This is a genomic window from Acidobacteriota bacterium, assembly GCA_035471785.1.
GTDB lineage: Bacteria > Acidobacteriota > UBA6911 > RPQK01 > DATIPO01 > JANQFM01.
In genome coordinates this window covers 32,177-45,273 of record DATIPQ010000131.1, presented here as the reverse complement: position 1 = coordinate 45,273, position 13,097 = coordinate 32,177, and the positions used below count along the sequence as shown (strand labels likewise).

The window sequence follows — 13,097 nt, the reverse complement described above, 5'->3', positions numbered from 1 at the left end:
TAGCAGATGAAGAACCTGGAAGACATCTACCAACTCTCGCCTCTGCAGCAGGGGATGCTCTTTCACTGCCTCTCGCGGCCCGAGTCCGGGCTCTACTGGGAACAGTTCAGTTTCATCCTGCGGGGACCTCTCGACCCCCACCTTCTGCACCGGGCCTGGGGCCAGGTAATGCAACGGCACTCCGCGCTGCGCACCACCATTCACTGGAAGGGCATCGACCAGCCCATGCAGGTGGTTCGCAAAGAAGTGGAGACGCCTTGGGCGGTCAAGGACTGGAGGGCTGACCCGGAAGAGCATCGCCGAGTGCGTTTGGATCAGCTTCTTGAAGAGGATGCGTCGCTGCCTCTCGACTTCTCGCGGGCGCCGCTGATGCGACTCTACCTCATCCAGGCGAGGCCGAATTTGCACTACCTGATCTGGAGTTTTCACCACCTGCTGCTGGACGGATGGTCGGTTGCGACTGTCTTGGGCGAAGTCTTCCATATCTATCAGGCGCTGGAAGAAGGTCAAACGCCCCGACTGGCGCCCCCACGGCCATTCCGGGACTACATCCTATGGTTGCAGAATCAGGATCAGAATCAGGCTCAGGAGTTCTGGACCCGGACGCTAGCGGGTTTCAGCGAGCCCACTCGCATTGCCTCCCAGGCGGGAAAAGAGGCTGGAGGGAGGCAGGCGCTGACTTCATCGGAATGCCGGAGTCGCTGGTCAGCGGGCGACAGCTCCGGTCTGCGCTCCTTCGCCAAGAAACACCGTCTTACTTTAAACACCTTGATCCAGGGCGCTTGGGCGCTGCTCTTGAGCCGCTACTCAGGAGACGACGACATCCTCTTCGGAGCCACCGTCTCGGGCCGGCCATCCGGGCTGGATGGCATTGAGCAGATGGTGGGCCTGTTCATCAATACCATTCCCATACGGGTAGCGGTCGGCACCGAGGACCGCTTGGCTGCCTGGCTCGCCCGGTTGCAGTCGGCCCAGATCGAGGCGCGGCAGTTCGACTACGCCGCCCTCAGCGAGATACAGGCCTGGAGCCAAGTCAGTTCGGCCCAGCCTCTGTTCGAGAGCTTGATCGTCTTCGAGAACTATCCCTTCTCCTCTCCCGGCGATGGCGGCGGATCATCCCGGCTTGAGGTGCAACACCTGCGCACGCGGGAACGGCTCAACGATCCTTTGGTCCTGGCGGTAGAACCCGAGAGGGAATTGCTTTTCAAGATCGCTTTCGACGCGAGTCGCTTCGAGCGTCCGATGGTCGAGGGCATGCTCGATCACCTGAACCGTCTCCTCAAGGCGTTTCAAGAGCGGCCCGAGGGTCGCGTCACGCGGCTGCCCATGTTCTCCCCCGAGGATGAAGAGGCACTGCTGCGCCGCTGCAGCGGCCCCTTGCCACAAAGGGACGAGCAATCCATCCATGAAATGGTAGAGGCCCAGTGCTCGCGCACTCCAGACGCGATAGCTGTCGTATCCAGCGACACTCAAATGACTTACGCTAAGCTCAGCCGCCTTTCCGACGTCTTGGCGGCGCGTCTTCGCCAACTGGGCCTAGGCCCGGATTCCCCCGTCGCACTTTACCTGGAGCGATCGAGCCTGTTGCTGGTCGGCGTCCTGGCGGTCTTGAAAGCCGGCGGCTGCTACCTTCCCCTCGATCCGAGTTATCCGCCCCGCAGACTTGCACACATGTTGGAAGATTCAGGAGCTTCCCTGCTCATCACCCAACCCTCTCTGGCGGATCGGTGTCCAGACTCCCAGGTTCCTCAGCTCACGCTGCAAGAGGGATGGCATCAGCAACCTGGCGCCTCTTCATTCTCGCTCGCGGGCGGCGATAAAGAGCTGCTGGCCTACATCACCTATACCTCGGGTTCCACCGGCCGACCCAAGGGCGTCGAGGTCACTCACCGTTCCGTGGCCAACTTTCTGCTCTCGATGCTTTGCCAACCCGGGATCGAAGAAGAGGACATTCTCTTAGCGGTAACCACTCTGGCCTTCGATATTTCTGTTCTTGAGTTGTTGCTGCCTCTTCTCAAGGGAGCGCGCTTGGTGGTTGCCGGAGAGGCCGAAGCAACCGATGCCCAGCTCCTGGCCAGGAGGATGGATCTCTCTGGAATCTCAATGATGCAAGCGACCCCGAGCCACTGGCGGCTGCTTCTTGAATCGGGGTGGAAAGGACATAACCGATTAAAGATCCTAAGCGGAGGCGAGGCTTTGCCCAGAGACCTGGCTACCCGGCTCCTGGACCGCTGCGGGCAACTCTGGAACCTCTACGGACCCACCGAGACCACCGTGTGGTCGGCGGCCTGCCGCACACAGCCCTTCGATGAGGCAAGCGCCCCTATTGCCCAGCCGGTCGACCATACTCAAATCTACCTGCTCGACCGGCACCTGCGGCCCGTTCCCTTGGGGGTGCCGGGAGAGCTCTACATCGGCGGAACCGGACTCGCCAGGGGATATCGAAACAAGCCCGCCCTCACGGCCGAACGCTTCATTCCCGATCCCTTCGGCGCTTGCAGCGGCAGCCGACTTTATCGCACCGGAGACCTGGCTAGCCACCGCGGGGACGGGAGTCTGGCTTTTCTCGGACGCCTCGACCATCAAGTGAAAATCCGAGGGTTTCGCATCGAACTCGAGGAGATCGCCCAGGTGTTGAAGTCACACCCCGCCGTCCGCGAGAGCCTGGTGGTAACGCGACCTCTTGGGGACGACCAGGATGAACTTCGCCTGGTAGCCTATGTCGTTCCCCGATCCTCGGGGTCAGAGGGCTTTCCCGCCCAGCAGGTCAGCGGCTTTCTCAGGCAGAGGCTGCCCGACTATATGATGCCGGCCGCCATTGTCGACATGCCCGCCTTTCCCATGACTCCCAATGGAAAGCTCGACCGCCATGCGTTACCCGATCCCGCAGGCGAGCGCCCTTGCCACTTGAGCGACTTCCGTCCTCCCGAAAACCCTCTCCAAGAGGTACTGGCCGAAATCTGGGCCGAGGTTCTCGGTCAAGAAGCCCAGGTCGGAATTGACGACGACTTCGTCGAGTTGGGCGGACACTCGCTCCTGGCCACAAGAATCGTCTTCAGGATGCAAGAAATCCTGGGAGTGCAGCCCCGGCCCGCCCAGCTCTTCGAAACGCCCACCATCCGGAGTCTGGAGCAAGAGCTGCTGGCCAGCCCGCAAGGCGCCGGCCTGCTGAAGGTGGCCGAGTTGCTGCTGAGCGTGGAGGAACTGTCCGAAGACGAAGCCGAGGAGCAACTGAAGCAGGAAACGCTTCACTGAGAAAGAACAATGAGTACCCGGGCCAGGAAACGATTGCAGTTGTCGTCGAAAAAGCGCGACCTAGTCAAGGCTTTGCTTCAAAAAGAAGGCCTTTCCCCTTCGCATTCGGCCGAAATTCCGCGGCGCTCGCAAGAGGGACCTGCTCAACTCTCGCCGGCCCAACACCGGCTCTGGTTGGTCAGCCAAGTAGAAGACCGGGACGCCTCCTATAACGTTCCCGTCGCCATGACGATCGACGGCCCGCTGCGGGTCCGGACGCTGGGGCGCTGCCTAGCGCTCATCCTGCGCCGTCACCAGATCCTGCGCTCGGTCATCAGGTCCTTGGACGGCCGGCCCCATTTGGTTGTGCCGGAGCAAGCCGCGGGCAGCGGTCTCTCGCTGATCGATCTCAGCCGATTGCCGGAGCCGCAAGGCCGGAGATACGGCCGGTCAGTGCTTCATTCCATCGCCCGCGTCCCCTTCGACCTGGAGCGGGGTCCGCTTTTTCGCGCCGCGCTGGTGCGCTTCAGTGATGAGCGTCACGCCTTGCTCTTAAACGCGCACCACATCGTCATGGACGGGTGGTCGGTGGATGTGCTGCTGAGGGAGTTGACTCAGGCCTACAGGCTCAATTCGGCCCAGGAGTCCCCCCCGTTGCCCGAGTTGCCGATTCAGTACTCCGACTTTGCCCGATGGCAACGAGAACACCTGAGGGGGCAGGAACTGCAGCGGCAGAAAGACTACTGGAAACGTCACTTGTCAGCCCCTTTGCCCGAACTGGAATTACCCATTGATTTCTCTCGGCCTCCCCGGATGTTCCATCGGGGCGGGCGAGAGACGACGCGCCTGGCGGCAGACACCAGCCGCCTTCTGCGCCGCTTGAGCCGGGACGAGAAGGTCACCTTGTTCATGACCTTGCTGGCCCTTTGGAAGGTGCTGCTGCTGCGCTACAGCGGCCAAACCGATATCATCGTCGGAACTCCCATAGCCAACCGGGACCGCCGCGAATTGAAAGACCTCATCGGGTTTTTCGCCAATACCTTGGCTCTCAGGACCGACTTGAGCGGCGATCCAAGCTTCCGCACTCTGCTCTCGCGCGTCCGCGAAGTTACCACGGCAGCCTATCGCCACCCCGATCTGCCCTTCGAGAGCCTGGTCGAGGAAATCGGGGTGGCCCGCGATCCCAGCCGGCATCCGCTCTTTCAGGTCGCCTTCGTCCTCCAGAACTTCGAGACCTCGGAGATCGAAATACCCCATCTCGCTCTCGGGCCGCTGCAATTGGAGACCAAAACCGCCAAGTTCGACCTCACCTTGGAGATGGTTGACGACGGCGAGACCTTGGAGGGCTGCCTGGAGTACGATTCCGACCTCTTCAAAGCCTCTACGGCGGCGCGCATGCTGCGGCATTTTCGCTTTCTCGCCCAGCAGGCGGCCTCCCATCCCGACCGTCGCCTCTCCCGTTTGCGCCTGCTGCGGGCCGAGGAACGGCGGCAGGCCGTCGAAACCTGGAACCAAACCAGCACCAGTTTTCCCCATCGCCAATCGATCTGCGCCCTTTTTGAAGCTCAGGCGGCCCAGCGTCCCCAGGCCGTGGCCCTCTCTTTTCAGGGCTGCCAACTCAGTTACGGCGAATTGAATCGGCAAGCCAACAAGTTGGCCCGGCACATGACGACGCTGGGGGTCGATGACGAGTGTCCAGTGGCCGTCTACATGAACCGCTCTCCGCAACTGATCGTCTGCTTTCTGGCCATTCTCAAGGCGGGAGGAGCCTATCTGCCCCTCGATCCCGATTATCCTCCCGAAAGGCTGTCCTTCATGCTCAAGGACGGCGCAGCAAAGGTGTTGCTGACCAACTCGCGAATCGGCCGATCCCTGCCCGAGCATTCGGCTCGGACAGTCTGTCTCGAGCGGGACTGGGAAGAGATTTCTCGGTACTCCCCGCAAGACCTGTCGGCGGTCATCCCTTCAAGCCGGCTGGCCTACATCATGTACACCTCGGGATCGACCGGCCGCCCAAAAGGAATCGGCATCCCCCACCAAGCGGTCGTGCGGCTGGTGCTCAATACAAACTACATAGGGCTTGAGGCGGGGGACATCCTGGCCCAGGCCTCCAACTCGTCCTTCGACGCCGCTACTTTCGAGATTTGGGGCGCTCTTCTCGCGGGAGCCCGGCTGGTCGGCTTGCAAAGGGAAGTGACCCTCTCTCCCCAGCAATTGTCATCTTCAATCGCCCGCCACCAAATCGGGATCCTTTTTCTTACGACCGCTTTGTTTAATCAGATGTCCACGGTTTTGCCCGGCGGGTTCGGGAGCCTCAAGCATCTCCTCTTCGGGGGGGAAGCAGTCGATCCCGAGCGGGTGCGGAACATTCTGAGAAACGGCCCTCCGCGGCGGCTCCTTCACGTCTACGGGCCCACTGAGAGCACGACCTACGCTAGCTGGCACCTGGTTAAGGACGTTCCGCCGAGGTCGCTTACGGTACCGATCGGCAAGCCGCTTGCCAACACCCGCATCTACCTGCTGGACGAGAATCTGGAGCCGCTGCCGGCAGGCCTGGCGGGCGGACTCTTCATCGCCGGCCAGGGATTAGCGCGCGGCTACTGGAAGAGACCCTCGCTGACGGCCGAGCGCTTCATTCCCGATCCTTTTTCCCCGACACCCGGAGGACGCATGTACCGGACGGGAGATCTGGCCCGCTTCCAGGAAGACGGCAGCATCGAGTTCCTGGGACGCCGCGATCACCAGGTCAAAATACGGGGCTTCAGAATCGAGCTGCCCGAAATTGAAATCGCTTTGGGGCGACATCCTCAGATCGCTGAAGTGTGCGTGACCGCTCCCAGGCGCCAAAGCGGCGACCGATGCCTGGTGGCTTACTTTGCGGTCAAGGGAGAAAAGGCGCCCAGCGACGGCGAACTGCGGGACGGGCTGAGCCGGGAGCTGCCTTCCTACATGATTCCCGCGGCCTTCGTCAGGCTGGAGAGCCTTCCCTTGAACGCCAACGGAAAAGTCGACCACGAGGCGTTGCCCCAACCCGATCTCTCCAGACCCCGGATCGGGCAGACCTTCGTGGAGCCGACCAGCGAGGAGGAAAAAGCTCTGGCCGAAGTATGGCGCAGGACGCTGGCCCTCGAGAAAGTCGGCATCAACGACAGCTTTTATCAACTGGGAGGCGATTCGATCGTCGCCATCCAACTGGCGGCCCAGGCGGGCGAAGCCGGATTCCGAATCACTCCCAACCAGATTTTCCGTCATCCCACCATAGCCGGACTGCTGGCCCAGCCTTCGGTGACCGCGCCCGTTCGAAGCCAACAAGGGCCGGTGACCGGTTGTGTGGAAATGAATCCCGTTCAGCGCTGGTTCTTAGAGCAGGAGCCGGTCGACTTTCATCATTTCAACCAAGCCATGCTGCTCAAGGTTTCCCGCGGCCTCTGCCCCGCAAAGCTGCAGGGCGCCCTCAATGCCATCATGGCCCATCACGACGCCTTACGTCTGCGCCTCCGCCTCCGCCAGGGAGAGTGGGAGCAATCGATAGGGCCCGTAACAACAGCATCCTTGATTCGAATCGATCTCCAGGACCTTCCGTCGGCCGCCTCCCTTTCGGCATTGCAGACATGCGCCGCACAACTCCAAACCGGCCTTGACCCAGCCAGGGGGCTGCTGGTGAGGGCGGCCTTGTTTGAGTGGAATGGCGCCTCCCGTAACCGTCTGCTGATCGTTATTCATCACTGGGCGGTCGACGGCGTATCGTGGCGCGTCTTGCTGGAAGACCTCGAGAAGGGCTATCGCCAACTGGAAGCGGGCAGCGGAATCGAGTTGGGACGCAAGACCACCTCCTTTCAGGAATGGTGCGCCGGTCTGGCCGACTTGGCAGGGCGAAAGCGCCTGAAAAAAGATCTCGACTTCTGGAGGGAGCACCTGGATGGTCCCGTCGGCAGGCTTCCCCTGGATTTCCCGAAAGAGGAAAACAGGCGCGCCGACGAGCGCGCCTGTTCCGTGTCACTTGAGGTTGAGGCTACACGTCGGCTGCTGCAAATCGCCTCTCCCTCGGGTGCGGAGATCAACGCCCTGCTCTTGACCGCTCTCTATCAGGCTTTACGCCCGTGGATCAGCGGTTCGACCCTGCTTGTGGCGATGGAAGGGCACGGCCGGGAAGAGATTCTCGAGCAGGTCGACTTGGTGCGCACCGTGGGCTGGTTTACTTCCATCTTTCCGCTGAGAATCGATTTGAGCGGCTGCGGTGACCTGACACGTGAGCTGGAGGAGATGCAATCGCTCCTCGCAGAGGTTCCCAACCGTGGAATCGGCTATGGAATTCTTCGTTATCTCCATCCCGATGCCCAAGTGCGCGACAGGCTCCGCTCTTTTCCCACGCCCCAGGTCAGCTTCAATTACCTGGGCCAGTTTGATCAAAGCTTTTCCAGCTCCGCCCTCTTTCGTCCCGCCCCCGAGTCCATCGCTCCCTTTCACAGCCCCCGCGGCAAGCGGCCCTTTTTGCTCGAGATCAACAGCCTGATCATCGAAGGCAAGCTGACGCTGCACTGGGGTTACAGCAGCAAGCAGCATCGGCGGGCCACCGTCGCTGTCCTGGCCGACCGCTTCATGACAACCTTGAGTCGTTTGCTCTCTCAAGTTGCCGGACGGCCTGCAGGTCCCCAAACAGGGGCTTTTCCGCTGGCCCGGATCGAGCCCTCGGCGATGGAACGCCTGATGGCAGGTAGAGGCCCCATCCACGACCTCTACCCGCTGTCGCCGATGCAGAAGGAAATGTTGTGGCACACCCTGGCTCTTCCCCACTCAGACTTGCCAGTGGTTCAGTACTGCTGGCAATTCGAGGAACTCGACCCCCATCACTTCAAGAAGGCCTGGGCGGCCTTGATCGAACGCCACGCCGTCCTGCGTACCTCTTTCTTTTGGGACCATGCAGAGGAGCCGTTGCAGGCAGTGCATGAAAGAGTCGATTTTGACTGGAAGGAGCGCGACTGGAGCCCCATGGAGGAGCAAGCAGCGAGGGAAGGCCTGGAAACGCTGCTGGAGGAGGAGCGCCGCCGCGGATTCCGCCTGGATGCCCCCCCCTTGATGCACTTTGTCCTGGTGAAGATGCCGTCCCGTCTTCATGCCCTGGTGTGGAGCTTCCACCACATCATTCTCGATGGGTGGTGTCAATCTCTCATTCTCGATGAGGTTTCCAGCCACTATGAGGCCAGCCGGCAGGGCCGAGAGACTCGCTCGCAGCCAGCGCGCCCCTTCGCTGAATACATCGCCTGGATGGGCCGACAGGACCTTCAGCAGGCCGAGAGCTACTGGCGCAGCCTATTAAGGGAGTACCCGGAACCCACGCCGCTGTGGACCGACCAGTTTCCGGCTTCCGGCGACAGGAGGCGCCCAATCGGGATTGGCCGGATCGACCTATCGCGGCGCTTCACTTCCCGGATAAGGTCCCTGGCTGGCGACCTGGGCCTGACCTTGAACACACTCATTCAGGGCGCTTGGGCCGTCTTGCTCGCCCAAAGCAGCCAGAGAGATGACGTCGTTTTCGGGCTGACCGTGTCGGGACGTCCCGCCGACCTGCGGGGGGTCGAGAGCATGCTCGGCCTCTTCATCAACAACATACCGGTGCGGGTCAAACTGGTGCCCGAGTCTGAGCTTCTCGACTGGTTGAGAGAGCTTCAGGAACAATTGCTTGAAAGCCGCCGCTTCGAGTATGTGTCCCAATCCCAGATCTTGGAATGGAGCGGCATATCCCCCCAGGACGCGCTCTTCGAGAGCATCATCGTCTACGAAAACTATCCACGGGAAGCAACGCGGGCCGGCGCCCAAGATCCGATTCAGTTCCAGCAGACCCATCACCTGGGGACCCAGACCGGTCGTCCGCTCACCCTGCTGATCGAGCCTGCCGAGCGGCTCCCCTTGAGGCTGCTTTATCAGCGCGAACGTTTCAGCGGCCGCGCCGCCGACATCCTTCTTCAGCATCTCAAGAGCTTGCTTGAGGCCTTCCTCGCCGACCCCGTGCAGTCCCTGGGCGCCTTGCCGCCCTTTTCGCCAAAGCCGCCGGACAGGATCCCGGTGCAAGAGCGGCCCCGTTGGCGAGGGTTCCCGCTCGACAAAGACCAGATCGAGGCCGAGATGCGAAAGCATCCCGCCCTGAACGAGGCTTTCGTCGTTGTGCGGAAAACAGCGTCGGGCCGCAAGCGGCTGGTAGCTTACCTGACGGAGAGGAAAGGAGAAACCTGTTCCATTCGGCAACTGCGCCGCTCGCTGGAGAAGCGCCTGGGGCCGGCAATGCTGCCCTCCGATTTCGTGCTCTTGCCGCAATTGCCCAAGACCTCCCAGGGACAAGTCAAGGCGGACCTTCTTCCCGATCCAGAACGTTCCCGCAGTTGGCGGCGGCGTTACAGCGTCGAAGGCGAACTGAAAGGGGGGGGCGATGTTTTCGAGCTGCGGTTAAGGCAATTGTGGGAAGAGGTCTTCGACTTGCGCCCGCTCGACGGCCAGGACAACTTCTTCGACCTGGGAGGCGATTCCTTTCTGGCCGTGCGCCTGATGACCAAGATTCAGGAGCAGTTCGGGAAGGATCTCCCTCTCTCGGCTCTCTTCGGCGGCGCCACCATCCGCGAGTTGGCCCAACAGCTTCGCCGTCACCGGTCAGGTGGCTGGTCCTCGTTGGTGCCCATCAAGCCCGGCGGCTCGCGGCCTCCCCTCTTTTGCGTTCATCCCGCGGGAGGCAACGTCGTCGGCCTCAGCGAACTGGTCGCACACCTGGACAAGGATCTGCCTTTCTACGGAATTCAGGCCCTCGGCCTCAAGGGCGACCGAGAGCCGCTGAGACGGGTCGAAGAAATGGCCGGGAGCTATTTGAAGGAAGTCCTCTCGGTGCAGGATTGCCCGCCCTACTTCCTGGCGGGTCAGTCCTTCGGGGGTTTCGTGGCCTACGAGATGGCCAGGCGCCTGATGCAGCGAGGCCGCGAGGTGGCCTTTCTGGGACTGATCGACACTTGGTCGCCCGTCTTCCGGGGAGCGCCCATTCTGGACCGGGCGGCTCCGGACGAAGCCGTTCTCCTCAGCGATTTGGCGGCCACCGCCGCCGGCCTTTACGGCAAAAACTTCTCTCTCCCCGTCGAGGAGCTTCGGTCGGTCGCGCCCCAGGAGCAAATCGACTATGCGCTTAAACGGCTCGAAGAGGCCGAGGCCGTTCCTCCCATCGGCCTGGAGCAGACCCGACGCATCCTCAGGGTCCACCATGCCTCCGTGGAAGCGCTCCGCCACTACAGAGCCGGACCCTATGCGGGCCGGATCACCCTCTTTCGGGCCGAAGAGGAAGAGAAATGGATGTATGAAATGAATCCTCACCCGGCCATCGGCGATCCCGAATTGTACCTTGGCTGGGCATCTCTCACGCCTCATCCGCTGGATGTGGTGGAAGTGCCGGGCGGACACAGCAGCATGATGGTGGAACCCCATGTTCGCGCACTGGCGCAAGCCGTCAGCGCGGCCGTCCAGCAGTCGGCGCCCGCAATCGCCAACCCTACCGCAGACACAAACTCGAACCTCCCGAAGGATTGGAAATCGGACTGATGTTCTCATTACTGACTCAACGAAACTACGGTTTGTTCTGGTTCGGTGACCTTATCTCGGGGATCGGCGACTGGGTGCGAATAGCTGCTTTGCCTTTTTTCATTTACGAGATAACCGGTTCGGCGCTGGCGACAGGATCGATGTTCGTCGCCCAAGCGTTGCCCACCCTTCTTTTCGGGTCTTTGGCGGGAGTCTTCGTAGATCGATGGGACCGCAAGCGAACCATGATCATCTCCGCCATCGCCCGGGCCCTGATTCTGCTGCCATTGCTGTTGGTGACCTCAGCCGAGTACGTCTGGATCATCTACGCAGTGGCCTTTGCAGGCGCCATTGTTTCTCTTTTCGCCAGTCCGGCCTATTCGGCCATTATTCCGGCACTGGTCAAAGAAGACGATCTCATCGGCGCCAATTCCCTAGGGCACCTCAACGACAACTTCGCCCGCCTGATCGGCCCTTCGCTGGGCGGTGCGCTGCTGGCCATGACCGGGCTGGTCGGAGTCGTGTTGATCGATGCGTTTTCCTTTCTCCTCTCGGCCGCCCTGATCGGCCTTATCCGGCTCGACACCAAGAGCAAACGGCAGGAAGCGGAGGAAGAAACTGCGGCGGAACCGGCCCAAGCCGTTGCCAAGAGCCGGTCAGCGGCCTGGGTCAAGGTGTGGCGCGACTGGGTGGAGGGATTGAAGATGGTGGCGCGGAGAGGCCCCTTGGCCAGCGTCTTCCTGGTCCAGACCATCGCCCTTCTGGGCGACAATATCCTGACCGTGTTGTTTGTCGTCTTCATCAGCGACACCCTCAAGGCGGGTTCTCTTGAATTCGGATGGGCATTGACCGCACGGGGATTGGGAGGACTGATCGGCGGCTTGGTCGTAGGCCAGTTCGGCAAAAAACTTAAGGCTTCCAGGGTTTTCTCGCTGGGGTTGACGGGCTCGGGCCTGTTCTTTCTGGCGGTTGTCAACAGCCGCTCGCTGTGGTTAGTGCTGGTGCTGGTCACGCTGGCCGGAATCACTGCGGTGGCATGGCTGTCGGGAGGCTACACCCAATTGCAGAGGAGCACGCCGGACGCCTATCGCGGCCGCATTTTCGGGACCTTCGGCACCACCGCTTCGCTGATGACGTTGACCGGGATGGCGGCGGGAGGCTTCTTGGCCGACCTGATAGGCCACCTCACGATGTTGAATGTGGCTGCCGCCCTCTACCTGGTGGCCGGCCTCCTCGCATTCGCTCTCTTCCGGGGTTCCGCCGGAGGGGAAGTGAAGTACGAGGCCCCCTCAGAGGAGGAGGCCTTGCAGCCCGAGGGCGACAAGGAATCGACTTCCAAGCTGGAAAAAGCGTTATGAAAATCCCACTTCTCACGAACTCAAGGAGGAATAAATGCCGACTATGGGCAAGTATTGCAAAGCTTATCTCTTGAAAAGCTTTCAACAATATGAAGGCTGGAGCGTCAACGAAGGCAACCTCAGCACGGAGACACGGGAGGTAGACGGCGAAGAGGTCGAGGTCCGCAAGACCTTGAACGACGACAGCGTTCTCTACTTGCAGGAAAACTATGTCGTCACCGACGGCATTTTCAAGGACGAGAACATCGTGTTTGAAGAAGTCACCCCTGAATGGACCCGGTTTTGCAGCGACATACTCCATTTTGAAATCCCCGCCGATCTTTCGACTGAGGACGACGTGGAGAGGGGTGACAACGGAGAAGGAAAGGATTAGTACGATGTCGCAGTTGGTCAAGCGGCTGGCCGAAGGCAGGCACCCCGTGACGGCGAGTCGCGCGGAAGGTTCGGTCAGCAAGTTCAAAGAAAGCCTGGACCGCAACTATGTCCACATCGAGTTCACCGGCACCCGCGGAGGTACCGAACTGGAATTCGAACTCGATCAGGATTGCTGCAAGCTGGAAGCTGACTTTGAGAAAGGACAGGGAACCGTTCATCTGGAAGGTCTTCTCAACCTCGACGATATCGACGTCCGCTGCCGGGCCGACATCCAGCTTGAGACGCTTTCAGGCACTGGACATCTGGTGGTCACCGATTAGTGTCTGCGCTCCCCAAGAGTGGAGGAGCCCCCTAACAGCGGCGGGGAAAACCCAGGCGAGGAAGGAGCTGGAGAGCAGTGTGCCTGAATGCAGCCGCCTCCTTCGATTAAACAATTTTCCTTCTTTTTCTTTTTTTCTGAACCTTTTGGCGAACGACTCCGTACGACGTGAAGAGTTTGTCATTCTTGCAGGTTCTACGGCGGAGGGATTGTCGGCTATCCGACCGTCTACGATAATCCGATGGGCGGCGGTTGTGTTC

General features: G+C 60.9%; 5 protein-coding genes. All 5 read left to right on the top strand.

The genetic code is table 11. The features are described from left to right. Positions 1-6: 6 nt before the first annotated feature. Entirely contained in the window at positions 7-3,255 is a 3,249-nt protein-coding gene (locus VLU25_18455; protein ID HSR69916.1) for an amino acid adenylation domain-containing protein, read from the top strand. Between the two features lie 9 nt (positions 3,256-3,264). Next, positions 3,265-10,806, top strand: coding sequence for an amino acid adenylation domain-containing protein (locus tag VLU25_18450; protein ID HSR69915.1), 7,542 nt, complete (start codon positions 3,265-3,267; stop codon positions 10,804-10,806). After that, complete coding sequence (locus VLU25_18445; protein HSR69914.1) at positions 10,806-12,143, top strand: MFS transporter; 1,338 nt, start codon at positions 10,806-10,808, stop codon at positions 12,141-12,143. The genes VLU25_18450 and VLU25_18445 overlap by 1 nt, the downstream gene beginning before the upstream one ends. Before the next feature lie 70 nt (positions 12,144-12,213). After that, positions 12,214-12,516 carry a hypothetical protein gene (locus tag VLU25_18440; GenBank protein ID HSR69913.1) on the top strand — a complete coding sequence of 101 codons (303 nt, stop codon included), beginning with the start codon at positions 12,214-12,216 and terminating at the stop codon, positions 12,514-12,516. A gap of 4 nt (positions 12,517-12,520) precedes the next feature. Then, a complete protein-coding gene (locus VLU25_18435) occupies positions 12,521-12,838 on the top strand; it encodes an MbtH domain protein (protein HSR69912.1) in 318 nt (105 codons plus the stop codon). The last annotated feature ends 259 nt before the right edge of the window (positions 12,839-13,097 follow it).

What these genes read in the sequence shown, in the direction of transcription:
- VLU25_18455 (HSR69916.1), top strand. Translation starts at nt 7, where the DNA reads ATGAAGAACCTGGAAGACATCTACCAACTCTCGCCTCTGCAGCAGGGG.
- VLU25_18450 (HSR69915.1), top strand. Translation starts at nt 3,265, where the DNA reads ATGAGTACCCGGGCCAGGAAACGATTGCAGTTGTCGTCGAAAAAGCGC.
- VLU25_18445 (HSR69914.1), top strand. Translation starts at nt 10,806, where the DNA reads ATGTTCTCATTACTGACTCAACGAAACTACGGTTTGTTCTGGTTCGGT.
- VLU25_18435 (HSR69912.1), top strand. Translation starts at nt 12,521, where the DNA reads ATGTCGCAGTTGGTCAAGCGGCTGGCCGAAGGCAGGCACCCCGTGACG.